Annotated in this window: 26 protein-coding genes; 2 read left to right on the top strand and 24 right to left on the bottom strand. The window is 59.3% G+C overall.

Features of this window, described 5'->3' with window-relative positions:
- Positions 1-17: 17 nt before the first annotated feature.
- The 9 genes from D7X94_RS03955 to D7X94_RS03995 all read right to left on the bottom strand — a co-directional run bounded on the left by D7X94_RS03955 (position 18) and on the right by D7X94_RS03995 (position 9166).
- A complete protein-coding gene (locus D7X94_RS03955; protein WP_120426401.1) occupies positions 18-1049 on the bottom strand; it encodes an SPFH domain-containing protein in 1032 nt (343 codons plus the stop codon).
- Between the two features lie 105 nt (positions 1050-1154).
- Positions 1155-1505: a hypothetical protein gene (locus D7X94_RS03960; protein ID WP_147401653.1), complete on the bottom strand. Its 351-nt coding sequence runs from the start codon at positions 1503-1505 to the stop codon at positions 1155-1157.
- 94 nt (positions 1506-1599) lie between these two features.
- Positions 1600-1734 carry a hypothetical protein gene (locus D7X94_RS19440; protein ID WP_279221746.1) on the bottom strand — a complete coding sequence of 45 codons (135 nt, stop codon included), beginning with the start codon at positions 1732-1734 and terminating at the stop codon, positions 1600-1602.
- Positions 1731-2711 carry a GNAT family N-acetyltransferase gene (locus D7X94_RS03965; RefSeq protein ID WP_120426403.1) on the bottom strand — a complete coding sequence of 327 codons (981 nt, stop codon included), beginning with the start codon at positions 2709-2711 and terminating at the stop codon, positions 1731-1733. Before D7X94_RS03965 ends, D7X94_RS19440 begins: the two co-directional genes overlap by 4 nt.
- A gap of 12 nt (positions 2712-2723) precedes the next feature.
- On the bottom strand, positions 2724-3113 hold the full coding sequence (gene tagD, locus D7X94_RS03970) for a glycerol-3-phosphate cytidylyltransferase (RefSeq protein WP_120426404.1): 390 nt from the start codon (positions 3111-3113) through the stop codon (positions 2724-2726).
- A 547-nt stretch (positions 3114-3660) separates the two neighbouring features.
- Positions 3661-6249 (bottom strand): DNA polymerase I, encoded by a 2589-nt coding sequence (gene polA / locus D7X94_RS03975; protein WP_120426405.1) that lies wholly within the window; start codon positions 6247-6249, stop codon positions 3661-3663.
- Between the two features lie 289 nt (positions 6250-6538).
- Complete coding sequence (gene dusB / locus D7X94_RS03985) at positions 6539-7522, bottom strand: tRNA dihydrouridine synthase DusB (protein WP_120426407.1); 984 nt, start codon at positions 7520-7522, stop codon at positions 6539-6541.
- Positions 7523-7536: 14 nt separating this feature from the next.
- Positions 7537-8187 carry a 5'-deoxynucleotidase gene (yfbR, locus tag D7X94_RS03990; RefSeq protein ID WP_120426408.1) on the bottom strand — a complete coding sequence of 217 codons (651 nt, stop codon included), beginning with the start codon at positions 8185-8187 and terminating at the stop codon, positions 7537-7539.
- A 172-nt stretch (positions 8188-8359) separates the two neighbouring features.
- Positions 8360-9166 carry a hypothetical protein gene (locus D7X94_RS03995; RefSeq protein ID WP_243111144.1) on the bottom strand — a complete coding sequence of 269 codons (807 nt, stop codon included), beginning with the start codon at positions 9164-9166 and terminating at the stop codon, positions 8360-8362.
- A gap of 173 nt (positions 9167-9339) precedes the next feature.
- Between D7X94_RS03995 and D7X94_RS04000 the strand changes: the two genes are divergently transcribed.
- Both D7X94_RS04000 and D7X94_RS04005 read left to right on the top strand, forming a co-directional pair.
- Entirely contained in the window at positions 9340-9828 is a 489-nt protein-coding gene (locus D7X94_RS04000; RefSeq protein WP_120426409.1) for a MarR family transcriptional regulator, read from the top strand.
- A 30-nt stretch (positions 9829-9858) separates the two neighbouring features.
- Positions 9859-10461, top strand: a complete 603-nt coding sequence (locus tag D7X94_RS04005) for a flavin reductase family protein (RefSeq protein ID WP_120426410.1) — start codon at positions 9859-9861, stop codon at positions 10459-10461.
- A gap of 275 nt (positions 10462-10736) precedes the next feature.
- Here the strand turns inward: D7X94_RS04005 and D7X94_RS04010 are convergent, their stop codons facing one another.
- From D7X94_RS04010 to D7X94_RS04075, 15 genes are all read right to left on the bottom strand, one after another.
- Positions 10737-11447, bottom strand: a complete 711-nt coding sequence (locus D7X94_RS04010; protein WP_120426411.1) for a CBS domain-containing protein — start codon at positions 11445-11447, stop codon at positions 10737-10739.
- Positions 11448-11459: 12 nt separating this feature from the next.
- Entirely contained in the window at positions 11460-12113 is a 654-nt protein-coding gene (locus tag D7X94_RS04015; protein WP_120426412.1) for an HAD hydrolase-like protein, read from the bottom strand.
- On the bottom strand, positions 12110-12721 hold the full coding sequence (locus D7X94_RS04020) for a toprim domain-containing protein (protein ID WP_120426413.1): 612 nt from the start codon (positions 12719-12721) through the stop codon (positions 12110-12112). Before D7X94_RS04020 ends, D7X94_RS04015 begins: the two co-directional genes overlap by 4 nt.
- On the bottom strand, positions 12718-13776 hold the full coding sequence (gene holA, locus D7X94_RS04025) for a DNA polymerase III subunit delta (RefSeq protein WP_120426414.1): 1059 nt from the start codon (positions 13774-13776) through the stop codon (positions 12718-12720). The genes D7X94_RS04020 and holA overlap by 4 nt, the downstream gene beginning before the upstream one ends.
- A 22-nt stretch (positions 13777-13798) precedes the next feature.
- Positions 13799-14593, bottom strand: coding sequence for an RnfABCDGE type electron transport complex subunit B (locus D7X94_RS04030; protein ID WP_120426415.1), 795 nt, complete (start codon positions 14591-14593; stop codon positions 13799-13801).
- A gap of 313 nt (positions 14594-14906) precedes the next feature.
- Positions 14907-15137, bottom strand: coding sequence for a hypothetical protein (locus D7X94_RS18325; protein ID WP_158590886.1), 231 nt, complete (start codon positions 15135-15137; stop codon positions 14907-14909).
- Positions 15040-16308 carry a hypothetical protein gene (locus D7X94_RS04035; protein ID WP_120426416.1) on the bottom strand — a complete coding sequence of 423 codons (1269 nt, stop codon included), beginning with the start codon at positions 16306-16308 and terminating at the stop codon, positions 15040-15042. The genes D7X94_RS18325 and D7X94_RS04035 overlap by 98 nt, the downstream gene beginning before the upstream one ends.
- Before the next feature lie 201 nt (positions 16309-16509).
- Positions 16510-17118, bottom strand: a complete 609-nt coding sequence (locus D7X94_RS04040; RefSeq protein WP_120426492.1) for an electron transport complex protein RnfA — start codon at positions 17116-17118, stop codon at positions 16510-16512.
- An 11-nt stretch (positions 17119-17129) separates the two neighbouring features.
- On the bottom strand, positions 17130-17831 hold the full coding sequence (locus tag D7X94_RS04045; protein ID WP_120426417.1) for an RnfABCDGE type electron transport complex subunit E: 702 nt from the start codon (positions 17829-17831) through the stop codon (positions 17130-17132).
- A gap of 2 nt (positions 17832-17833) precedes the next feature.
- Positions 17834-18397 (bottom strand): RnfABCDGE type electron transport complex subunit G, encoded by a 564-nt coding sequence (locus D7X94_RS04050; RefSeq protein WP_120426418.1) that lies wholly within the window; start codon positions 18395-18397, stop codon positions 17834-17836.
- Positions 18394-19362 (bottom strand): RnfABCDGE type electron transport complex subunit D, encoded by a 969-nt coding sequence (locus tag D7X94_RS04055; RefSeq protein WP_120426419.1) that lies wholly within the window; start codon positions 19360-19362, stop codon positions 18394-18396. The genes D7X94_RS04050 and D7X94_RS04055 overlap by 4 nt, the downstream gene beginning before the upstream one ends.
- A 600-nt stretch (positions 19363-19962) precedes the next feature.
- Positions 19963-21306: an electron transport complex subunit RsxC gene (rsxC, locus tag D7X94_RS04060; RefSeq protein ID WP_120426420.1), complete on the bottom strand. Its 1344-nt coding sequence runs from the start codon at positions 21304-21306 to the stop codon at positions 19963-19965.
- 195 nt (positions 21307-21501) lie between these two features.
- Positions 21502-21945 carry a zinc ribbon domain-containing protein gene (locus D7X94_RS04065; protein ID WP_120426493.1) on the bottom strand — a complete coding sequence of 148 codons (444 nt, stop codon included), beginning with the start codon at positions 21943-21945 and terminating at the stop codon, positions 21502-21504.
- A gap of 99 nt (positions 21946-22044) precedes the next feature.
- Positions 22045-22500, bottom strand: a complete 456-nt coding sequence (locus tag D7X94_RS04070; RefSeq protein WP_120426421.1) for a hypothetical protein — start codon at positions 22498-22500, stop codon at positions 22045-22047.
- A complete protein-coding gene (locus tag D7X94_RS04075) occupies positions 22481-22717 on the bottom strand; it encodes a helix-turn-helix transcriptional regulator (protein ID WP_120426495.1) in 237 nt (78 codons plus the stop codon). Before D7X94_RS04075 ends, D7X94_RS04070 begins: the two co-directional genes overlap by 20 nt.
- Between the last annotated feature and the right edge of the window lie 442 nt (positions 22718-23159).

Raw genomic sequence — 23159 nt, forward strand, 5'->3', positions numbered from 1 at the left:
GTATCCCCCCAGTCTGCTTAATAGATGGACCCGCTGTTTACCACCGGCTGAGCGTCTTTGCTGCCGCAGAGCACCACCAGCAGGTTGCTTACCATGGCCGCCTTTCGCTCGTCGTCCAGCTCTACCACCTGATCGGCGTTCAGCTGGTCCAGGGCCATTTCCACCATGCCCACGGCGCCCTCCACAATCTTCTTCCGGGCCGCCACAATGGCCTCGGCCTGCTGCCGCTGGAGCATGGCCGCCGCAATCTCCGGAGCGTAGCTCAGGTGGGTGATACGCACCTCCAGGATCTCCAGCCCCGCCATGGAAACCCGCTCCTGCAAGTCCTTGGTCATCATAGCGGCAATCTCCTGGCTGCTGCCCCGCAGGGTCTTTTCGTTTTGGTCGTCCTCGTCAAACAGGTCATAGGGGTACATCCGGGCGATGTTCCGGGTGGCGGAGTCACACTGGGTGGACAGGAAGGTCCGGTAGTTCTGTACATTGAACACCGCCTTGGTGGTGTCCACAATCCTCCAGATCACGATGGTGCCGATGATAATGGGGTTGCCCCGCTCGTCGTTGACGGTCTGCTTCTCGTTGTTCAGGGTCATGGTCTTTAGGCTGACCTTCTTGCTACCGCCCACGTAGCTCATGCTGCCGTTGGCCCCCATAGTGATGCCTGTGCGCTCTGAGCCGGGGTTGATGCCGGAGCAGAAGATGTTGGTCCAGTAGAAACCGTCCTTTTTCAGGGTGCCGTAGTATTTGCCGAACAGGGTGAGCACCAGGGCCTCGTTGGGATTCAGCACATGGAACCCGGCGCAGAGAATGCTTCCTGCCGTTACCACGAGGATGCCGCCGAACAGCAGAACCATGCCCAGGGCGCTGACAGCGTCCTCACTGCCCATCTCGGCGGCGTAGCGCACCAGTTCCATAATACCGAATACGATTCCCCCGATTCCTACTGCAATCATCAGTAGGATCACCACCAACATCGCGAAGCCACTGTAGGCCCGGGCGGTCTTTTCGGTATAGCGGTTGACAATTCTCTCCGTATTCTCATTGTTTTCCATAGGTATTCCCCTTTCATCACCGGCTATGTTGATTGCCTTTGATATTATTATAATATCATTTCATATCATTGTCAAGAGAAATCTATAAAAACATTGTCCAGTGATTTACGCTTTTGGAGCTATCTGTTTTAGCGCTTTTTCGAGAAAGCAACAAATTTCCTTATGAGAACGCAAAACAATGAATTTCTGAGGGTATTCTTTGCCCAGCGCCATATAAATGTCCTGATACCTTTTCCAATTTTTCGCGTCATATATCCATTTTTTGATTTGCCTTCGGCCTAATTCGTGCAAGGGGAGAACCTGATAATCCGCATATTTCTCGCTTTCTGAAGATAAATTGGTTTGCCCTCTATAAGAGCAAGATACATACCGGAAAGCGGTTTTTATGGCACGACCTATAGCCTGGCTAAGACATTTCCAGAAATTTAGATTCAAGAACACAATCGCGTCTGCCATTTCCAGCCATTTCTTATCGACATATTCCCGTATGTACCCATCTATAACCCAGTTTTCCACATTATTCAGCTACGTTTCAAACGCTTCATGGATTTCAGAAATTTCTCGGATTTTTAGGTCGCCTCGGATAAACAGCTTCATCCACATGGAGGAGGTTATAGCCCCTCCCTAGAGAGTTGGCCAACGTGGTTTTGCCCACACCGCTATATCCAATAATCACCATTTTCATGCAAGCTCCTCCTTTCCTCTCTTCTTTAGCTCCGGCCCGGGCTTCAGCCCGAAATCTCGGTAGCCCGCCAGGCAGCGTTCCACATATTCCCGGCCAGGCTCCGTCTCCACATGGCCGGGAACCATCACATAGACAAAAGCCTCTGCCCGGCGGGTCCGGCCCGTGGCCAGCTCCTGAAACTCCACCTGGATTTCCTCCTTGCTATACAGCTCCGGGTAAACCTCATACTCGTCCAGGGCCAGCTCATCCTCCGGGGTTACCGCCCAGAGGGCCATGGGGGCCACGCCTCCCTCACAGGGCTCCACAGTCAAATAGACGCCCCTGCCACCCGCCCGGAACACCAGGCGGTAGTCCCGAAGCTCTCCCACGCCAACCGCCTGGGCCTGGGGGCAGCGGACCGCCATCTCGACCCGGTTCAGGTTGCTGCCATAGGCCACATAGAGTCTGCGGCTGTCTCCCATGGCTTTCTCCAGATCCAGCACAAACCTGCTGCCCTCCGGGGTGCGCTCCCCCTCCCGAAAGCCGCAGGAGAGGAACAGCCGCCGGGAGCCTTCGTTGTAGCGGTAGATCTCTTTCACTGTCATAGCAGGGAAATCCAGCTCCCTGGCCCGGGCGATGAGCGCACGGACCACCCGCCGTCCAATCCCCCGTCCCCGGCACTCTTCCGGGCCGACGACAATGGGCAGGTCGCCTCCAGGGAGAAGGCACACGTCCCCGATGGGGGCGAAGCCCTGCCCCCGGTCCTCCTCTATCCAATAGAGCTCGCCGTTTTGATGGAGATAGCTGTACATTCTCTCCAGCCTCTCCGGAGTATAAGGCTTGGCGGAAGGGCTGTCCACCAGGCGGGCGGTCTCCGGGTCCCGATACCACGCAAGGGCGCTGGCGGAAAGCGCAGGGGTCAGGCCGGAAAACCGGCGCAGGCGCAGGCCTGGTCCCAAAGAGATATATTCTGGCTGAGAAATGTGATTGATCGGCATAGGGAAGCCTCCTTACTGGTGCAGGTCCTCTTTGATCTGGGTGGTGGAGATCTCCGGCGTCCTGGGCAGGTAGACTACCTGACAGTAGTCCTTGAGGAAGTCGAACTTTCCGGTCCAGTCGTCGCCCATGACAAAGGTGTCCACATGATAGAGCTGCACGTCATTGACCTTCTGCTCCCAGCACTCCTCGGGGATCACCAGGTCCACATAGCGGATGGCCTCCAGCAGCTGCTGGCGCTTCTGGTAGGAGAAGTAGCATTTTTTCTGCTTGCTGTTCCAGTTGAACTCATCGGTGGAAAGGGCCACGATCAGGTAGTCCCCCAGCTCCCGGGCTCGCTTGAGCAGGTTGATGTGGCCGTAATGGATCAGATCGAAGGTTCCGTAGGTGATGACACGTTTCATGGCGTTCTCCTTTTCTTTAAATTTTGATATGGGACGCGGGAAGAAAGCCGGGCGAGCAGGCAGGCCTTACCGCCCGCGTTCCAGGCCGGGCGGGCTCGGAATTTGTCCCGCCTGCCTGCCGCACAGCGCTTGTCTACTCCGGGACCAGGGCTTTTGTCCCGCCTGCTCCGCAGTCGGGAAGTTCCTGAAAGCGCTGGCTTACTCTGGTTTCCAGGGGACTTTTTTCTCTTGCAAAAAGTCCCCTCTTGGCGCTGCGCGCCAATTCACCTTCAAAAAATGCGCTTCTCAGGTGTTAAGGTCAAGGGCAAGACCGTGGGACGTTGCTAAGGCACACCCTACCACCTTTGAAAAGGTGGACGAAACTTTTATGGTTGTTAGGTTAGCTTGTCAAAACAATATAAAACGTTCACGACGAACGAAGTAAAGAAGCAGGATAAAAGTTTGTGGGGTGTGGGGGTGAGCATCTGCCAGTGGCAGACATGCCGCGAACCGACCGAGCCGGCAGGCGAGACCAGAGCCCCCAAGGTCTTGACCTTTGGGTGCGGTCTTAGCCCTTGGCGGCGTACCAGGTTTCCCCGGCGCTGGCCTCGGCGATCATAGGCACAGAGAGGGAGACAGCCTGTTCCATCTCCTCGGTGAGCAGGCGCTTCACCTGGTCCTGTTCCTCTGTCGGGCATTCCACGATGAGCTCATCGTGGACCTGGAGGATCATCCGAGCCCGGAGGCCCTCCGCTTCCAGGCGGCGGCTCACCCGGATCATGGCGATCTTGATGATATCCGCCGCGGCCCCCTGGATGGGCATGTTCCGGGCCACCCGCTCCCCAAAGGCCCGCATGTTGAAGTTGCTGCTGCGCAGCTCCGGCAGGTACCGCCTGCGGCCAAACATGGTCTCCACATAGCCCTGCTCCCGGGCCCGCTCCGCCACGTCCTTCATATATTGGTCCACCCCGGCGTAGTTGCGCAGGTATTCCTTGATATAGGCGTCCGCCTCCTTCCGGCTGACCCCGATGTCCTTGGAAAGAGAGAAGGCCCCGATGCCGTACACAATGCCGAAATTCACCGCTTTGGCCCGGCTGCGCATCTCAGAGGTCACCAGCTCCTGGGGCATATTGAACACCCTGGCCGCTGTGGAAGAGTGGATGTCGTGTCCCTGGAGAAAATCCTCCCGCATGGCGGGGTCGTTGGCCACATGGGCCAGCACCCGCAGCTCGATCTGGCTGTAGTCCGCGTCTACCAGGACACAGGGGCCTCCCACCTGCTCCGCCGCGAAAAACTTCCGCAGCTCCCGGCCGATGGGCGTGCGCACGGGAATGTTCTGCAAATTGGGCTCTGTGCTGGAGATCCGCCCAGTGCGGGTTTCCATCTGGTTGAAGCTGGAGTGGATCCGGCCATCGGGACCAATTACTTTCAGCAGGCCGTCGCAGTAGGTGGATTTCAGCTTGGCCACCGTGCGGTAGCGGAGGATCTCGTCCACCACCGGATTGATATGCCGCAGGTCTTCCAGCACGTCCGCGTTGGTGGACCAGCCGCTTTTGGTCTTTTTGCCGTGGGGCAGGCCCAACTTCTCGAACAGAGCCTCCCCTAGCTGCTTGGGGGAGTTGATGTTGAATTCATAGCCTACCTGCTCAATGATGGAGTCGTGAAGCCGCTCCACCTCCTGTTCCATCTGCTGGCCGTATTCCTCTATGCTCTCCTTATCCACATAGAATCCGATATGCTCCATCTGGGCCAGCACCTGGGCCAGAGGAATCTCGATACTTTCCAGCAGTTCCCGCTGGTTATTTCCGTCTATGGCTTTGGAGAGGGCGGCGCAGAGCCCCGGCATCGCCGCCGCGCCATTGAGGGACGGATCCTCAAAGTCCGGCAGGGCCACAGCATATTCCGCCGCCAGGCGGGCCAGATCGTAGCTGGAAGCGGAGGGGTTCAGCAAATATCCGGCCAGAGCGGTATCCATTGCCACCCCCTCCATCCGGCATTCCAGAGAAAAGGCCAGCCGGTGCAGAGGTTTCACGTCATGGGTATATTTGCGGATCAGGGGATTGGGCAGAAAGGCCCGCAGAAAGACCCTGTCAGGTTTCACCCGCCAAAGCTGGTCCTTGTGGGCGAAAATGAGCTCGTCCAGAACAGGCGTTTCCTCAGCTTGGACCCATTTGCAATAGAAATAGGCCTCACCCGCGTCCTCCAGCCTGGGCAGCATGGGGGCACCATCGGAGAGCTCCACCAGCTCCGGGCGGCCGGCAGCGGGGGCGGCCGACTGTCCGGACACAACGGTAAGCCCAAACTTCTCTACCAATGAGAACAGCTCCAGGCGCACCATCAGAGCCCCGGCCTTCTGGGGGTCCCCCGCCCCAGGCACATAGCTCTGGATATCTGTGTCGATGGGCGCGTCCCGGCGGATGGTCCCCAGGTCGTAGCTCAAAAAGGCGTTCTCCCGGGAGGCCTCCAGCTTCTTTCTGGCGGCGGGCTTGATGGCCGGGTCCTCCAGGTGGGCGTAGATATTCTCCAGGGAGCCGAAGGCCTGCACCAGCTCCCCCGCGCCCTTGGGACCGATGCCCGCCACGCCGGGGATGCAGTCTGAACTATCCCCCTGGATGGCCTTCAGGTCGATCATCTGGCGGGGGGTAATCCCATACTCCTCCTGGATCTTGGCCTCGTCGTACAGGGTGACCTGGGGCTGGCCGAACTTGGTGGTAGCCAGGCGCACGGTGGTGCGGGGGGAGACCAGCTGGAGGCTGTCCCGGTCGCCGGTGGCAATCATGCAGTCGTGGCCGTCCTTTTCGCAGGCGGCGGCCAGGGTGCCCAGAATGTCGTCCGCCTCCCAGCCCTCGCAGGTAACAATCCGGTAGCCCAGGTCCGCAAGGAGCTCTTTGAGCAGGGGAAGCTGCTGGGCCAGTTCCTCCGGCATTCCCTTGCGGTTGGACTTGTACCCAGCGTATTTCTTGTGGCGGAAGGTGGGCGCCCGCATGTCGAAGGCAACCGCTACCGCGTCGGGCTGGGTCTCCCCGGCGATTTTTTGGAACATGGTGAGGAACCCATAGATGCCGTTGGTAAAGTCGCCGGATTTTGTGCTCAGGAGCTTGATGCCGTAGAAGGCCCGGTTCAGGATGCTGTTGCCGTCCAGAACAAGAAGTTTCATGAAGGATACCTCCTTGAAGTGTGGGGTGTTTATAAAGAAACCCCGGAGAATACCGTCTCCGGGGTGAAGCCACTGCTTTACGAAATTATTATAGCACAGTCCGCCGGGATTTGCAAGAAAAAATTGGGCAAGCATTACAATTTAGAAGCTGTACCGATAGGATTTGCGTTTTGGGTTTCGAGCAAATTCCGTCGGGAGCAGCAATCCGGCGATTGGAAAGCTTTCATAACGCCGCTTCCCGGCTGAATTTGCCGAAAAGAGGAATGCAAACGCCCATTGGTACGGCTTCTTAGGTTGAGGCGGCGGCACGGTACACGTCCTCCACCAGCCGGTCCAGGTCTGCCAGAGTACACAGCTCTCCGGCCCGCCGCCGGAACTCCGCCGCGCCCCGCATTCCTTTCAAATACCAGCCCACATGCTTGCGCGCCTCTCGCATGGCCCGGGGTTCCCCCTTGCATTCGCACAAAAGGCCGATATGCCTGCGCATCACCAGCAGCCGTTCTGTCAGCGTGGGACCGGGCATGATCAGACTCTCGTCTCGGAGATGCCCGTTGATCTCCCGGAAAATCCAAGGGTTCCCCAAAGCCCCCCGGCCCACCATCACCATGTCGCAGCCGGTTTCCGCGAGCATTTTTCCAGCGGAAAGGGCCCCGTCCACGTCCCCGTTGCCGATGACGGGAATTCCAACAGCCTCCTTCACCGCCCGAATCACGCCCCAGTCCGCCCGGCCCTGGTACAGCTGCTCCCGGGTCCGGCCATGGACACAGACGGCGGCGGCTCCGGCCTCTTCACAACGCTTGGCCACCTCCACGGCATTCCGGTGGTCCCGGTCCCACCCGGCCCGGATTTTCACTGTAACCGGGATTCCCGCCCCCTCAACAGCCTTTCTCACCGCAGCCGCTACTTGACCGCACCGCCGGGGGTCTTTCATCAACGCGCTGCCCGCGCCGCCCCCGGTGATTTTTGGCATGGGACAGCCCATGTTGATATCGATTCCCGCCGGGGCATAGCGGAGGAGTTTTTCCGCCGCCCGGGCCATGCAGGCCGGATCCTCCCCGAAAATCTGGAGGAAAACCAGGCCCTCGTCTCGAGAGAGATCCGCCAACTCCGCAGTTTTCCTGTCGTCAAAATCCATAGCCCGAGCGCTGATCATCTCGCTTATCCCATAGGCGGCTCCGAAACCCTCACAGATGTTTCGGAACGCCCCATCCGTTACCCCGGCCATAGGGGCCAGCGCCGCCAGCCCCTTGATCTCTAAATTTCCTATCTTCATATGGCGAGCCCCCGCTATTTATTCAGCACCTTGGAGAACACCAGTTGGGAGGACTCCCCGAACTTCAGCCCGGCCTGACGGGTGTAGTCCTGCTCCTCAATGGTGAGGCCGTAGCCGGGCATGAACTCCCGCAGAAAGGCGTTCGCTTCCGGCAGGCCCATGTCCCGGATACTCTTTAATATGGTCTGCTCTGCCTTAGAAAAATCCCGGTTGCCGCTCTGGCGCTCCTCTACGCATTTGATCACAGCGGAGATCCGGTCAGCGGCCTTGACAAGGGGCGTCAGCTCCTGGTCTCCGGGGGCGCTCATGGTCATCAGCGCCCGGTACTCTGGGCGCAAGTCCTCGGGTAGCATGGAAACCAGATGCTCCACCGCCATATCCTCCACCTCGCCGTATGCCTTGCGGATCTCCTCCGAGTGGTATTTCACCGGCGTGGGCATGTCCCCGGTGATGATCTCGGAGGCGTCGTGAAGCAGGGCCAGCGCCGCTGCCCGCTGGGGATCGTAGGTTTTGCCGAAGCGCTTGTTTCCAAGCACTGCCAAAGCATGGGCCACGATGGCCACCTCCAGACTGTGTTCGCAGAGGTTCTCCTCCCGGGTATTGCGCATCAACCCCCAGCGGTTGATATATTTCATCCGGGATAGCATGGCAAAAAAGGGGTACATCCCATCCTCATCCTTTCCTCAGCAGACCGCTTATTCGATAGGATTATACCACAAACAGGCAGCCAAGACAAGAAGCGCCCAAGAATTTACACATCAAACGGAAAATTCCAGAAAAAAGCCGCCGCCCCCAAGCCAAGCACCCGGGGGCGACGCGTCATATGGGAGATCTAGCTTAGCAGGGCTTCCCGCCGCATCCGCAGTCCAGGTCTGTGGCCCGGGGCGGGAAAAACTCGTTGGTAGGGAAGTCGATCCTCCGGAACAGTTCACAGGGGTTGTCGGAGGTGGTGACGCACTCCTTCTCCGGCACACAGAAATCGTAGGCCGGAATCAGCATCTGCACGCTGCGCACAATCTGCACAATGGTAAACAGGCCGATCGTCACGTATACATTGTTCCGCTGGGGGGCGGAGTCGAGCTCTCCGCCATACCTCTGGCAGATGCAGTCCGGAATCCGGCAGTAGGGCTCATTGCGGCAAAGCCGGTCGCAGAGTTTTGCGGAAAGGGCCACCGGTTCCGCCACCTGCACGGTGGCTTTGGGCAGGGCCCGGGTATCCTCGTTCCCGTCCAGCTCGTCTGTACACTGGGTGGAAGAAAAGACTTTAACGCTGCCCTCGCTGCCATAAAGCACCACTTTTTTGTTGAACACCGCCACGCCGTTAACCGGCACCGGGCAAGCGGTAGGCCCGCCGAAAAGTTCTACGGCCACATCAAAAAAGAACGTCATATCCACCGAATAAAATCCCTTGTTAAAGGGGATGGGCTGCAGATCCACATAGACGGTGATAACGTTCACATCCTTGATCCGCACATTGGTGGCGCTGTCGACCATGGCTTGACTGGCCGCAGGGAACAGCACCCGTATGTCCTCTACACAATCTTTATCGCTGCAACTGTCGTAAATACGCATTGCGTCGATACAGACCGCCTCTTTAAAGCAGTCCCGGCTGTCAAACTCGGGCATGCCTTCGTTGTCCGGCATAGTATCTCCTCCTTTGGGGTTCTTACTCCATTGTATGTGCTGTGGAAATTATTGTGCAGGACCCATAGATGGGACCATGGAAAAAAGCATCCGCCGGCCCGCTCCCGGGGCCAAACCTCCTCTCTCCCATCCGCCAAAAAGTTCTATATAGAACTTGACAAAAGTAATTCTATATGGTACTATATTTCTGCAAGGGCCTTTGTGATCCGCATTGTTTAGGGGGAATTTTTATCGAAACCAGAACCGGCTTTCTCATCAGTCAAATTAAACAGATACAAGGGCGAGTGTTCCAGCGGCTGCTGGCGGAGAGCGGCGTGGAGGAATTTAACGGCCCCCAGGGGCAGATTCTCTATGTGTTGTGGCAGCGGGACGGTGTGCCCATTACAGAGCTGTCCCGCCAGACAGGTCTTGCCAAAAACACTCTCACTGCCATGCTGGGCCGAATGGAGTCCTCGGGACTGATTTACCGGGAAGCCTCCCCCTCTGACCGCCGTCTGGCGCTGATCTCCCTGACAGAAAAAGCCCGGGGCCTGGAGAAAAAGTACGACCAGGTATCCCAGCGGATGAACCAGCTTTTCTACCGAGGCATGACCCAGGCGGATGCCAGCACCCTGGACGGCCTGCTGGACCGGGTTTTGGCGAATCTTCAGGACGTTCTATAAACCGTAATATACAGCGAAAGGAAAACGAATATGGCAAAAGTACAGAGCTCGGGCAATGATTTCTGCCCTCAATCTTTATTCTTATATGGAAACTACGAGGAGAACGGCACACCCCATTTCGGGCTGTTCTGTTGGTTCAGCTACTGCTGGCTGGACTCAGGCCTGGGGGTGATGGCCTGCATCGGCGAAGAAAAGACAACCAAGGACCTGATCCGCAAAACAGGGGTATTCTCCGCCAACCTGGTGAATGAGCCGCTTCTGCCCTTGGCGGACTACTACGGCAGCACCAGCGGCCGGGAAAACCCGGACAAGATGAAGCGTTTGCCGACCATAGAGCGAGGGCGGGTGCTGAACGTGCCTCTAATCGCCGAGAGTCCGGTAAACTTTGAGCTGAAAGTGCTCAGCGAGCGGAACCTCTCCCCGGGCTGCGACCTGTTCGTATGCCGGGCGGAAAACGCGCTCATGGATGAAAGGCTCAAAGACCAGAGCCTGCCTGTGATAGAGCGGATGAAAATCGCCCAGCCGGTAAGCACCGTGGCGGAGAGCACCTATGTGAATTTCTTCGGCCAAGAGCTGGGGAAATGGGGGGGAATTGCAAAAGGGGCTGAAGCCATAAATAGGCCCCGCCCATGATATAGAGAGGAGCGGACAACAGGAAAAATTCCGCTGCCCTCGCTGTGCGGTGTCCTATTTTGCTCAACGGTGATGAGATTTTCTGGGATAGCGCTCATAAGATGAAGTCTACCGAACTCTGAACCGCCGGAGGCCGCTCCGTATCATCTAAGAAAAGATTCAATAAAGAACCGGAGGCTGGGTTTTTGTCCAGCTTCCGGTTTTTGCTTTCCCCACAGGCGCGGAGCCAATGGCTTGAGCGGCGCTCTATAGGAGGGAACCCCATCCCTGCGTGGTCAGCTTTCTCCCAGCACGTCCCAGGGGGTGAGCATTCCCAAGAGAGGCTGGTCTGGCTTTCCGTCCTGTGTAATGAAGATGACGGACACCCGCTTGTTTTTGGCCCGTACCTGCTCAAAGCGCTGGCGCACATAGATGTAAGTGGCTGTGGCGGGAACGAATTCGTAATTCTCGATGTGCTCTTCCACCGCCAGATATCCCCGCATATCCCGGATCGTGGTTTCCGGGGTCACGCCCTTTCCTCCGTTCTTCAGCAGATACCGGAACACAGACCCAACACTGAACACCCCGTAGAACCGGTTTTCTTTCATCACGGGCACATGGGAATAGCCGTTTTTCTCCATGACTTCCATCACACGCAGCACCTTCTGCTTGGCGTTCACCTTCAAGACCCGCTCGCCCTTTGTGGCGTATTCCAGGGCAAGGGGCGGCCTGCGCACAAAATCCAGCACCTCCCGTAGGGCGTCCACCACCGGCTGGGAGGGCTCCACTACCGGCTCGCCGTCCATATTGGCGCTGTGGGCCATCAGGTTGCGGATGTGCCGGCACACGTCCAATTTGTCCCGCACCGGGGCGCTCTCGTAATCCTTGATGAACTCGAACACCACGCTGGCGTAGTGTCGGCGGGCGTTGCGGTATTTGTCCTCCAGCTCGTCCTCGATCTGCTTGTAAAGGTCCAGAAACAGCTGGGCTCTGTCTTGACCGTCCATGCATTTTCCTCCTTAATCTTCCGTCAGCCGGGCGCAAAGCCGCCCCAGCTCTTCCACGCTTTCCACAATATATGCCGCCCCCGCGCCTTTCAATTCCTCCGGCGACCCGTAGCCGTAGGCCGCGCCGATGGCCTCTATGCCCCAGGCCTTGGCCCCGTCCACGTCATAGCTCCGGTCCCCGATCATCACCAGCTCCTCCACGGGCGGGTTCCCCAGCAGCCGCAGGACCTCCCCGATCACCTGGGCCTTCCCTGGCCGGGTGCCGTCGTCCCCCACTACCACGGAGAAGCGGTCCTCGATCCCCCGCATGGAGAGGATTTTCCGGGCGCCGCTCTCCCGCTTGGAGGTGGCCACGCACAGCGCCGCCCGGCGGGAAAGCGCCGCCAGCAGACCGTCCATGCCAGGGTAAAGGGGGCTCTTATAGAGGCCATGGGCGTTGTACTCCGCCCGGTAGAGCTGGATAGCCCGCTGAGCTTCGGCCTGGTCCATGCCGCAGAACTCCCGAAAGGATTCTTCCAGAGGCGGCCCCACAAACCGCCGGAGAAAGGCCTCCTCCTGGGGCGGCCACCCCAGCTGGGCCAGCGCCCTTTGCGCGCTCTCTATAATGCCCGCCCCGGTATCCGCCAGAGTGCCGTCCAGGTCGAACAAGAAATATTTCTTCGTCATAGGTGATCCCCCTTCGAAAAATCTTTCAGAAGCTCCAGGGTTTCCTCCCGGGAATAGAGCGCGTTCAGGGCCTGTAAAAGCCCGTTGGCCGAAAGGCGCTCCGGCAGGCCCAGGCTTTTTTGCAGGGCCCGGCGCTTTCCAGCGCTGTCCTCTCCACCGCTGAGACCGAAAGCGTAGAGATCCCCTTTGGTAAGGGGAGAGCCTGCCGCCCCTCCTGGGGAATCGCCGTCCTCGATGGTGGCCCCCGCCCGGCGCAGGCAGTTTTCCAGCAGCGCTGGGGTCATCCCCTCCACCCCCAGCTTGCCCTCCTTGGAGGGCCTGGACTTCCGCCGCTCCTTGCCGGGAATATCCGGGATATAGGCATGTTTCACCTGCTCTGGGGGCAGACATTGGCTGAGCCTGCTGCGGATAAGGAACCCGGCCCCATCGCTGTCTGTGAGGACAATCACCCCTCGCCGGGCGGCCAGCAACCGGATGAGCTCCATCTTTTCCCAGTCCTTGAAGATCTGGAACCCGCCTGTTTCTACCATCGTGCCTTCCAATACGGCGGCGAGCTTGGCTTTATCCGCTCTTCCCTCCACGATCACAGCTTCCTTTACCTGGATCATCGTTTCTCCCCCCCTTGCCCGGATAGCAGCAGTTTCGCTACCAATCCTTCCAATACCAGCCGGGGATCCAGCCGGGAGCCTTTTAAGGCCAAATCCGCCTCCAGCAGGAGATCCAGGCAGTTTTTAAGAGCAGCAGAGGGGATACCCTTGCTGTTGCGTTCGGCATTGCGCAGGCGGAACGCCCGGTTTTTGTAGTCCTGGGCGTATTCCGCTGGGGCGGCGCTGGTCAGGCCGCTTTCCAACGCCGCCCGCACCCGATACATATCAATATAGGAGGCGGACATGGCCCCAAGAATGGCGATGGGCTCCTCTCCCCGGTAAAAGAGAGCGTCCAGCAGACGGTAGGCTTTTTCGTAGTTTCCGGCTACCAGGGCGTTTACCATCATGAACACCGTTGTCTCGGTACTTTTGGGGGTCAATTCCTCCACCATGGCCGGGGTGACCTCCGCCGCGCCCATCCCCTGGGCGTAGGCACAGAGCTTTTCTGTCTCTCCCAGCAACAGGCGCAGGTCACTTCCCAGGTATTCCAGAAGCCGGTCCGCCGCTCCCCGGGACAGGGGGCAGCCCAGCTTCTCCCCCTGGCGGAAAAGGGTTTTCCGCAGCTCGGAGGGCTCCATCCGGCTAAATTCCACTATGCATCCGGTTTTCCCGGCCCTTTCTCGGAACTTTTTCCATTTGGCGGACTTCTGCCCCTCTATCTCCAAGGTTGGATAAAAGAAAACCAGCGTAGCGCTCTCCGGCAGGTCCCCCAGCAGATCATAGAGCTTGTCCAGCTCTGCCTGGGGCTTTTCCTCAATATTATAGTCTGCCACGGCTACGCATTTCCGTTCCGCCATAAAGGGCAGGGCCTCCACCGCCCCGGCGATGCGCTCCATATCCGCTTCGTTGGAAAACTCGTTGCGGTTAAACTCCGGAAAATTTTCGCCAGCTTTGTCAATCAGCCTGCGGGCCGCTCGCTTTACCAGCAGCTTCTCCTCTCCATAGAGCAGGTAAAAAGAGGCGAACTTCCCCGCCGCCAGATGTCCTTTTAATTCCTGTCCGGTAATGGCAGGCATTCCCCCGCCTCCCTTTCTTCCATCATTCCCCGGCGCTCATGGTAATCACATGCCGGGGGCAGGCCTCCGCACACTTTCCGCAGCCGGTACATTTGGTTGGGTCCACCTGGGCCAGGGCGTTTTTCACCGTAATGGCCCCCGCCTCACAGATCTTCTGGCACTTCATGCAGCCGATACAGCCAACTTTGCAGGCGGCCATCACGTCCTTGCCCTTGTCGCAGCTGGAACACCGCACCACCGCCATAGGCTTCACCGGGGCCAACCGGATCAGCCCCTTTGGGCAGGCGGCGGCGCACTTGCCGCAGGCCACGCATTTTTCCTCGTGGATGACGGCCACTCCATTGCAGATCTCGATGGCGCCGTAATCACATGCGGCGGCACAGTCGCCCAGACCTAGGCACCCGAACCGACAGCTGGAGGCCCCGCCGTTGAGAAGAGAGGCGGCGGTACAGCTCTTAAGGCCGTCGTAGGCCATTTTTTCGGTGGTGTTGTCCGCGCTGCCCATGCAGTGGATGAAAGCGGCCTTGCGTTCCATCTCCACCGCGCCGGAGCCCAGAATCTCCCCGCACTGGGCGGCCACCGCCGGTCCGCCGGGAGAACAGAGCCCAGGCTGGGCCTCGCCCTTTGCCATAGCCGCCGCATAACCCGGACAGCCCGAATAGCCGCAGGCGCCGCAGTTGGCCCCGGGCAGGACGGCCTCCAGGGCCTCGGCCTTCTCATCCTTGGGCACGGCCATGACGATGGAGGCCACCGCCAGCACCACGCCGGCCAGAAGGCCGATGACCCCTACAATTACAATGGGAATGACAATGTTCATAGTAACTGCTTCCTTTCCTAAGCAAATAATTTTGCGTATTTGTGCGCCCTACGGCAAGGCCGTGGGGTTTTGCCCCACACCCCACAAACTTTTTGAAAAAAGTTTGATCAAAAACTTCTACTTCGCAGCTTTGCTCGACCGTTCCGGAAAATATCCGCCCGGAACTGTCCTTGCTTGCGGGGGAAATAGCCCAGCCTGCCTTACCTCCAAAGGTTGGCGCGCGGTGGACCAGCTATCTCCCCGCAGTGGCGAGGGCATCGCTTTGCCCGACATCGCGACGTGTCACCGGGGGCACCCCGGGACCTGCCGTCCGCTAGGACTCTGCCAGCATCATCTTCATAGTGGTGTGGCATTTGTCCGTGGCCTTGCGGATGTCCTCATCGGAGAGGGCTTCGCCGTTGTCTATCCGTACGCAAAGGTCCGCAAAGAGGCTGTCCAGCTCCCTGTCAAAGTTGCTGGTAATATAGACAAAGGTGATGTTCTCCTGAGCCTCCGCCAGAGCCTGGCGCTGGGCAAGACCCAGCCGGTTGTTCCGATACCGCATCTTGCCGTTCACCAGCAGCTCCGTGTGTACGGGAATGACTCCATGGGCTGTGTCGCCCAGAAGGGGCATGTCCACAGAGGCCTCCTGCCGGTTCCAGAAGTTCATGGCGGAGAGGAGTTCCCGGCTCAGCATGATGTCCACAATGTAGAAGGCCTCCTCCGGGTGCTTGGTGTTGGCGCTGACGGCGCACCAGTGCTCCACGTCGGCGGTCACGTCCCCGGTTTCCTCCGGGGATGGTGAGCCGCCCTCCGCCTCCCGAAGCTCCTCCTGATAGTTCCACATATTCCAGATAGTCCAGGGACCAGTAGTGGGCATTGTTCTCCTCGTAGATCAGCTGTCCAGGGAATTTTTCGTACAGGGACAGGGCCTCCCTTGTGCGCTGGAACAGGGTGTCCTTGTCCAGCAGGAGCTCCTCGCCCACATTGTCGGCGATCCGGCCAAAGGCGATCTCCCGGAACCCCGGCACGGAAGAGGCAGCCGCCAGGGCGTACATCCTCTGGATGTCCTCCTCCTGGCTGGCAGCGGCCTCGTCCCAGCCGGAGGGCAGGTCCTCGGGCCCCGCCTCCCGGAGAAGCACCCCCATGGGAAGCCGGTAGAACATGGGCAGGATATATTGGGCCCCCTCATACCGCCCGGCCTCCATCACGGAATCCAGCAGCTTTTCAGGCTCCATGAACTGGGCCTCTTCCATGTACCTGTCCAGGGAAAGGAAGAATCCGGAGGCCATGGCGTGTTCCGGATTGGGGAACAGGGTGTCGGTGGGCAGGCTGTCCTCACAGCCGCCGAAGCCGGACAGATAGCACACGTCCGGCCCGCCCCCGGCCATGATCTCCGTGCGCATCCGGGTCAGCGCGGCCTGATAGCTTCCGTCCTCTGCAGGCAGCACCTCCAGCTGGACCTCCGTCCCACCGGGCATTCCACCGAAATAGTCCAGGATCCTGGCAAAGGTTTTCTGGCCCTGATAGGCCTGGGTCCTGCCCCTGTACCACTGGGCCATCCAGTCCATGTCGGTGACAACCTGAAGGGCGCCCTCCCCGGCCTCCGCCGCCTGGAACTCCTTCTGGGATTCAGCGGCCAGCCTGGGCGCTTCCTCTTTCCGGCAGCCCCCCAGAAACCCGCAATTCAGGCACACTAGCACAACCATCCACAACGTGTGGAATCTTCTTTTCATCCTTACATTCCTCCTTAGTTATTTTCCGGCATAATGCCTCTACCTATAAGAAGCCGGTATTAGGAGAAATGGTTGCGCTTTTAAGAAAATTTAAAAATCAGAATAGTCCTTCGGTCGGGCGCATACCCTGCGGGCTCCCTGAGCTGGGACGCGAGGTAAAAGTTTTTGAGGATTGTTAAGGAACTTTTTTCAAAAAGTTCCTTAACCCGCCAGACGGTCCACCACGCCGTTGAAGCCCAGGAAGGACACTGCCACCAGAGACGCCGCCACCAGGGTGATGGGCAGGCCCCGGAACATCTCGGGGATGTCGCAGTCCTCCAGGCGCTCCCGCACCCCGGCGAACAGCAACATGGCTACCAGAAAACCGATGCCGGAGCCGAAGGCGTTCACCAGGGACTGCACATAGCCGAAGCTGGGGTCCGCCGCGCCCTTTTCCAGCACCAGCATGGTCACGCCCAGCACCGCGCAGTTGGTGGTGATCAGGGGCAGGTAGATGCCCAGGGAGTTGTAGAGGGGCGGCATGTACTTCTTGAGGGCCGTCTCCAGAAGCTGCACCAGGGCGGCGATCACCAGAATAAACACCAGAGTCTGCAGGTATTCCAGGCCGTTGGAGACCAGAATGTAGGTGTAGATGGGCCAGGTCACCGCCGTGGCGATCACCATCACCACGGTCACGGCGCAGCTCATGCCAAGGGCCGTATCCAGCTTTTTGGAAACCCCCAGAAAGGGGCAGATGCCCAGGAATTTATTGAGTACATAGTTTTCCGTGAGAATCGCCGCCAGAAAAATGGCGACCAGAGAGCGGATCATTTGCGCATCCATCAGTCAGCCTCCTCCTTTCCTTTGCCCCGGTTCTTTTCCGCGATCTTCGAGCAGCTGGCCGCCAAGGGGCAGCTACCGCAGCCCATGCTCTCCGGAGCCTTGCCCTCCTTGGACAGCTTGCCCGCCAGGGCGATGAGCATCCCGAACACGAAGAAGCCCCCGGGAGGCAACAGGAAGATGATGATGGGCTCCATGAACCCGGAGAGAATGGGCAGGCCGAATACCGTGCCCGCGCCCAGCAGCTCCCGGATGATGCCCATGCACAGCATGGCAGCGGTGAAGCCCACGCCCATGCCCAGGCCGTCAATGACAGAGGGCAGCACCTTGTTCTTGCTGGCGAACATCTCCGCCCGGCCCAGGATGATGCAGTTCACCACGATCAGGGGCAGGAACACCCCCAGGGCCGTGTCCAGGGCCGGGGAAAAGGCCTTGATGAACATCTGCACAATAGTTACAAAGCCGGCGATTACGGTGATGAAGGCCGGGATGCGCACCTTGCCGGGGATCACGTTCCGCAGAAGGGAGATCACCGCGTTGGAGCACACCAGCACAAAGGTGGTGGCCGCGCCCATGCCGATGGCGTTGCTGGCCGCCGTGGTGACGGCCAAAGTGGCGCAACAGCCCAGCATCAGCCGCAGCACCGGGTTTTCAATGATGATGCCTTTGGTAAACTCGCCCCAAAGGCCCTTTTTCTTCTCCATGCTCAGTTGCCTCCTTCCGACTGATAGGCGTCCTGGTACTGCTCAATGGCGCTGTTCACCGCGTTGGTCACGGCGGTGCTGGTGATGGTGGCCCCGGTCATGGCCTGGATCTCCCCCTCGTTGGGGGCCTGGAACTTTACCACCCGGATGCCGCCGGTCAGGTTGCCCACGGGCTGCTCCTTGTACTGGTCCCGGAAGCTCTCCTTTTCCGCGTTGGCCCCCAGGCCCGGGGTCTCGCTGTGGCTGAGGATCACCACGCCGGTGATGCTGCCCTCGGTGCTGATGCCGGTCATCACCTTCACGGTGCCGCCGTAGCCCTTGCCTTCGGTCTCGAACACATAGCCCACGGACTGCCCCGCGCCGTCCAGTCCGGCGTAATGGCCGTCCCGCTCCTCAAAGCTCTCGGCGCCGGGGAACACCACCATGCGGCTCTCCTCGGCCTTCTGGGCCGCGGCCAGAGCGATACGGTCCTCGGTGAGCAGATTGGTGCCCGCCAAGGCGGCGGAGACCGCCACGCAGATCACAAAGAGGATTGCCGCCGGCTTTATCACTTCCTTGATATTCATGCCGCGCCCTCCTTTTTCGCTTTTTTCTCCGGTTTTGCCTTTCCAAAGGCTGTGGGCTTCACGTACCGCTCAATGAGCGGGGTGATGATGTTCATCAGCACGATGGAGTAGCTGACGCCCTCGGGCAGGGAGCCGAACTCCCGGATGATGATGGTCAGAAGCCCGCAGCCGATGGCGAAGATCACCCGAGCCCAGAAATACAGGGGGCTGGTGGTGTAGTCCGTGGCCATAAAGAACGCGCCCAGCATCAGCCCGCCGGCCAGCAGGTCGAAGAGGGGGTTCCGGCCCAGCAGCGCCGAAAACACCGCCACGGTGGCAAGATATGTAACGGGGATCACGGGGCTGATGACCTTTCTCACGATGAGATAGATGCCGCCGATGAGGATTGCCAGGGCGCAGGTCTCCCCCAGGCACCCGCCGTGGACGCCCAGGAACATGTTCAGGTAGCCCGGCCAGCCCTCGCCACCATTATTATAGAAGGTGACCAGGGGCGTGGCGGTGGTGACGGCGTCCGCCGTGGCTCCGTAGTCGAAGGCGGCGGTCCAGTGGGTCATGGGGGCGGGGAAGGAGTTCATGAGCACGATGCGGGCGGTGAGGGCCGGGTTCACGAAGTTCTGGCCGATGCCGCCGAACATCTGCTTTACTACAACAATAGCCACCACCCCGCCGAACGCCGCCATCAGGGGGTTGATGGTGACGGGCAGGTTCAGGGCCAGCAAAAGGCCTGTAACGATGCAGGAGAGGTCGCCCACGGTCTGGGGGCGCTTCATGGCCCTGCGGGAGAGGTATTCGCTGAGCACGCAGCTCAGGATGCAGACGGCGATCACCAGCAGGGCCCTGGGCCCGAAGATGACCACGGACGCGATGGCGGCGGGACAGAGCCCGATGATCACGTCCAGCATGATGTTCCGGGTGGTTTTCTTCCCGTTGAAATGGGGGGAAGAGGAGACGGTGAGTTTTTCCATTCTATCAGTTCCTTTCCTTTAGAAATAGAAAGTGTACTTTTTGGGGCGCGCGCCGGGCGGAGCGCAGTCGGCCGGCCTTCCGCCCGCGAAGCTGGCACACCGCGCCAAGCAAGGCGAAATGAGCGGGGTGGGTTTCGCGGGCGTGTCAAAAAGATAAACTCTCGCGTCGCTCGGTTTATCTTTCCGTTTTGCAAAGCAAAACTCTGCCGGGGTGGGTACGGGTACTCGTCGCTGGCTGGTTCCGGTTTCCAGGGGACTTTGTCCCGCCTGCTCCGCAGTCGGGATAAGAACCCCCCGACGAGGGTTTCTTACGGTGAACAGTACACCGGACTGTTCACCTATCTTCCTGCGTTATTTTCTCACGTGTTTTAAGGTCAAGACCTTGAGGGCGTTGCCCTCAAACTCCTACGAGCTTTTGAAAAAGCTCGAGCAAAACTTTTACGGTTGTTAGGTCAGCTCGCCAAAACAATTAAAACGTTCACGACGAATGAAATGAGGAGTGACATTGCGCGGTCAAGGGGCGGAAAACTTGGCTTTGCCAAGTTTCGGCCCCATTGCAGGGGTTTGGGGACAGAGTCCCCAAGGTCTTAAAAGCGCTGCCTATTTCTTCTGGCTTGCCTTCTTCACGTAGGCCTTGCCCATGCGGATGCTCTGCACCAGCCTTCTTCCCGCCGGGCAGGAGAAGGCGCAGCAGCCGCACTCCATGCAGGTCATCACGTCCAACTCCAGAAGGGCCTCCACGTCCTTCTTCTGGGCGGCCTTCTCCAGCTTGGTGGGCATCAGGTTCATGGGGCAGGCCGCCACGCACCGGCCGCAACGGATGCAGTCCGTGGTCTCGTAGAGCTTGGCCTCCTTCTCGTCAAAGGCCAGAATGGCGTTGTTCTGCTTGAGAATGGGCAGCTCATCCCCCACAATGGCAATGCCCATCATGGGTCCGCCCATGAGCATCTTCTTGGGCTCTGATTTGTACCCCCCGCAGAATTCCATCACGTCCTTGATGGGGGTGCCGATGGGCACGATCACGTTCTGGGGGTTCTTCACCGCCGAGCCGTCAATGGTGACCCGCTTCTTGGTCAAGGGCATCCCCGTGCGCATGTAGCTGGCCAGGAAGGACACCGAGGCGATGTTCATCACCAGGCACCCCACGTCGGCGGGCAGGCCTCCCGCGGGGACCTTCCGGCCGGTGCAGGCCTGCACCAGCACCTTCTCCGCCCCCTGGGGGTAGCGGCTCCGAAGGGCCAGCACCCGCACCTCGTCCCGAGGGTCCATCTGGGGGTTGTCCGCGATCTCTGTGAGCTTCTGGATCACGTCGGGCTTGTTGTCCTCCACAGCGATGAGCACCCGGTGCACGTCCAGAATCTCTTTCACCTTGTAGATGCCGTCCAGCACGTTTTTGCCGTTTTCCAGGGCCTCCCGGTGGTCTGCGGTAACATAGGGCTCACACTCGGCCACGTTGATGATCAGGGTGTCGATGCTTTTACCCTCGGGCACGTTGAGCTTCACATGGGCCGGGAAGCCCGCGCCACCCAGGCCCACCAGCCCCGCCGCTCGGGCCGCGTCCGCCAGGGCTTTTTTGTCTTTGATCTCCGCCGGGGGGGCAATGGCCGGATCCGGCTCCATCAGGCCGTCCGAGTCGATCACCACGGCCTCCACGGGGGCCCCGCCGGTGAGCATGACGTTCCGGATCTCCGCCACCGTACCGGAAACCGTGGCGTGGACCGGCGCACTCACGTAGGCCTCGCTGTCGCCCACCACCTGGCCCAGGTAGACGTGGTCGCCCTTCTTCACCGTGGGCTTGCACGGTGCGCCGATATGCTGCTGCATGGGCAGAATCACCCTCTGAGGGGGCGGCATCACCTGGCTCTCAGCCTGCCAGGTGTTCTTGTGGTGGGGCACCGGCGCGCCGCCATGGGTCCTGAAGGGGCGCTTGGGAAATTGCTCCATGATAGTCACAATCCTTTCTTGGACGGGAGGGGAAGGCGCCCGCCCTGATTCCTTCAAAAAAAATTCACAAATTCATTTTACCGCAAAACTTCCGTTTGTGCAACAATAAAAGATTGGATTTTCTCAAAAACCTCCGGAAACGCGGAAAGCAGCCCACCCAAAAGGATGAACTGCTCTGCTATAATTAACGTGGTTCTATTTCGCGGCCCAGTGCCGGAGCTTGGGCAGCTCTTTGCTGAAATATTCCCGCGCCTGCTCCGGCGGGAAGTTCTCGTTGGACATGTGATCCGTGAGAAACTCCAGCAGCTGGTCCATGGAGCTGTAGACAAAGGCGCCGTCTGTGTAGCACCACTTGCAGTATTCCTCGTTAAAGCTGCCGTCCGGCTCCCGGCTGGTGGTCCCGTCCTCCAGGGGCATCCCGCAGCACTGGCAGACCAGCTGCCGGGGCGAGCCCAGCAGGGTGTTGATGGACACATCGAACACTCGAGAGAGCAGCTTCAATGTTTCGGGATTGGGGACGGTATCCCCGTTTTCCCAGCGGCTCACCGCCTGCCGGGTGACAAACACCTTTTCCGCCAGCTCGTCCTGGGACAGGCCCGCTCTATTTCTCAGCTCCAAAATGACTTCTTTTGCTTCCATGTTTTTGCTCCTTTCCCGGCCGCGCCGGACGCTGTCTTTGGTTTCGCCCCTATTATACACCGGCCCGGGGGAAAAGAAAAGCAACTGCCTGTTGCTCCCCTACCGGCGGCTATAAATCCAGTAGGCGCCGGCCTTCAGGCAGACCGCTGTCACCAGCACGGCAAAGGCCGTGTAGAACGCCGGCATATTGTAGGCGGCCGCCCCGGCGTTCAGAAAGAGCAGCAGCACCAGGAGGATGTCCAGCACCACGCCGCCGCTCTTGTCGTGAAGGTACTGCCGCCGCTCCTCCAGCTCCCGGTCCATCTGCTCCCTGCGGCGGATTCCGTCCGCTAGCAGGCGCTTATTGTGGACGATCCGGGCCACCGCCAGCCCCATCCCCCCAAAGATGACCAGCCGGGACACGTTGGAGGCCAGGGGCGTCATATACCGGGAGTCCGCGCCGCCGGTGACGCCCACTACCACCATCAGGGCCACCAGCGCCAGCAGGAGTCCCCAGAGCCCCCAGATCCGCAGCCGGAGCTTCTCCGCATACGTCCTATTTTGAAAGCCTTTCATAGTTCTCATCCTCCTTTTTCCGGTTTTCCTCCAGGCAGCACAGGTCCTCCACGGTGGAGCCGAACACACGGGCCAGCCGGTAGGCCAGCATCAGCGAAGGGCTATACTGCTCCTTCTCGATGGAGATGATGGTCCTGGCGGATACCCGGACCATCTCCGCCAGCTGCTGCTGGGTCAGCCCCGCCTGGGTCCGCATTTCCCGCACCTTGGTTTTGATAGGCCCCGCCCCTCTTTTTGTGAAGTTAACTTCTCGTGAAGCCAGCTTCATGTTATCACAGATTGAGGGGCTTGTCAAGGGAGTAAAGCGTGTTTTTTTTGAAGTAGTAGGAGGCCTCCGGCGGCTGGGGACTCCGTCCCCCGTCCCCTGCCACCTTTGAAAAGGTGGACGAAACTTTTACCCTGGTTAGCTTGAAATGCTACAGTAAACAGCATCGACCGGTCCAGCTGGTCTTAAGCTGGCGCGGGTGTGGGGTGAGCGTCTGCCAGTGGCAGACAAGCTGCGAACCGACCGAACCGGCAGGTGAGAAACCCCCTAAACTGCCAGAGGCCAAAACATCGTCCCCAAAACACTGATTTTTGTCGCTCCTCGGCTGCCTATTGCAAAATCCCGCCGCTTGGGATATACTGTATTCAGTATCAAATTCTATCTTTGAAAGGGC

This window comes from Acutalibacter sp. 1XD8-33, assembly GCF_003612555.1.
Taxonomy (GTDB): Bacteria; Bacillota; Clostridia; order Oscillospirales; family Acutalibacteraceae; genus Acutalibacter.

Coding starts and splice junctions, on each gene's coding strand:
- polA (WP_120426405.1), bottom strand. CDS start 6,249: ATGAAACTTCTTGTTCTGGACGGCAACAGCATCCTGAACCGGGCCTTC.
- holA (WP_120426414.1), bottom strand. CDS start 13,776: ATGCCTGCCATTACCGGACAGGAATTAAAAGGACATCTGGCGGCGGGG.
- D7X94_RS04000 (WP_120426409.1), top strand. CDS start 9,340: ATGGTACTATATTTCTGCAAGGGCCTTTGTGATCCGCATTGTTTAGGG.
- yfbR (WP_120426408.1), bottom strand. CDS start 8,187: ATGTACCCCTTTTTTGCCATGCTATCCCGGATGAAATATATCAACCGC.
- D7X94_RS03995 (WP_243111144.1), bottom strand. CDS start 9,166: ATGCCGGACAACGAAGGCATGCCCGAGTTTGACAGCCGGGACTGCTTT.
- D7X94_RS04055 (WP_120426419.1), bottom strand. CDS start 19,362: ATGGAAAAACTCACCGTCTCCTCTTCCCCCCATTTCAACGGGAAGAAA.
- D7X94_RS04050 (WP_120426418.1), bottom strand. CDS start 18,397: ATGAATATCAAGGAAGTGATAAAGCCGGCGGCAATCCTCTTTGTGATC.
- D7X94_RS03955 (WP_120426401.1), bottom strand. CDS start 1,049: ATGGAAAACAATGAGAATACGGAGAGAATTGTCAACCGCTATACCGAA.
- D7X94_RS03965 (WP_120426403.1), bottom strand. CDS start 2,711: ATGCCGATCAATCACATTTCTCAGCCAGAATATATCTCTTTGGGACCA.
- D7X94_RS04035 (WP_120426416.1), bottom strand. CDS start 16,308: ATGAAAAGAAGATTCCACACGTTGTGGATGGTTGTGCTAGTGTGCCTG.
- tagD (WP_120426404.1), bottom strand. CDS start 3,113: ATGAAACGTGTCATCACCTACGGAACCTTCGATCTGATCCATTACGGC.
- D7X94_RS04040 (WP_120426492.1), bottom strand. CDS start 17,118: ATGATCCGCTCTCTGGTCGCCATTTTTCTGGCGGCGATTCTCACGGAA.
- D7X94_RS04070 (WP_120426421.1), bottom strand. CDS start 22,500: ATGAAAGGCTTTCAAAATAGGACGTATGCGGAGAAGCTCCGGCTGCGG.
- D7X94_RS04065 (WP_120426493.1), bottom strand. CDS start 21,945: ATGGAAGCAAAAGAAGTCATTTTGGAGCTGAGAAATAGAGCGGGCCTG.
- D7X94_RS04030 (WP_120426415.1), bottom strand. CDS start 14,593: ATGAACATTGTCATTCCCATTGTAATTGTAGGGGTCATCGGCCTTCTG.
- D7X94_RS18325 (WP_158590886.1), bottom strand. CDS start 15,137: ATGCGGTATCGGAACAACCGGCTGGGTCTTGCCCAGCGCCAGGCTCTG.
- D7X94_RS03960 (WP_147401653.1), bottom strand. CDS start 1,505: ATGGCAGACGCGATTGTGTTCTTGAATCTAAATTTCTGGAAATGTCTT.
- D7X94_RS19440 (WP_279221746.1), bottom strand. CDS start 1,734: ATGAAAATGGTGATTATTGGATATAGCGGTGTGGGCAAAACCACGTTG.
- D7X94_RS04020 (WP_120426413.1), bottom strand. CDS start 12,721: ATGATCCAGGTAAAGGAAGCTGTGATCGTGGAGGGAAGAGCGGATAAA.
- D7X94_RS04045 (WP_120426417.1), bottom strand. CDS start 17,831: ATGGAGAAGAAAAAGGGCCTTTGGGGCGAGTTTACCAAAGGCATCATC.
- D7X94_RS04015 (WP_120426412.1), bottom strand. CDS start 12,113: ATGACGAAGAAATATTTCTTGTTCGACCTGGACGGCACTCTGGCGGAT.
- D7X94_RS04005 (WP_120426410.1), top strand. CDS start 9,859: ATGGCAAAAGTACAGAGCTCGGGCAATGATTTCTGCCCTCAATCTTTA.
- D7X94_RS04010 (WP_120426411.1), bottom strand. CDS start 11,447: ATGGACGGTCAAGACAGAGCCCAGCTGTTTCTGGACCTTTACAAGCAG.
- dusB (WP_120426407.1), bottom strand. CDS start 7,522: ATGAAGATAGGAAATTTAGAGATCAAGGGGCTGGCGGCGCTGGCCCCT.
- rsxC (WP_120426420.1), bottom strand. CDS start 21,306: ATGGAGCAATTTCCCAAGCGCCCCTTCAGGACCCATGGCGGCGCGCCG.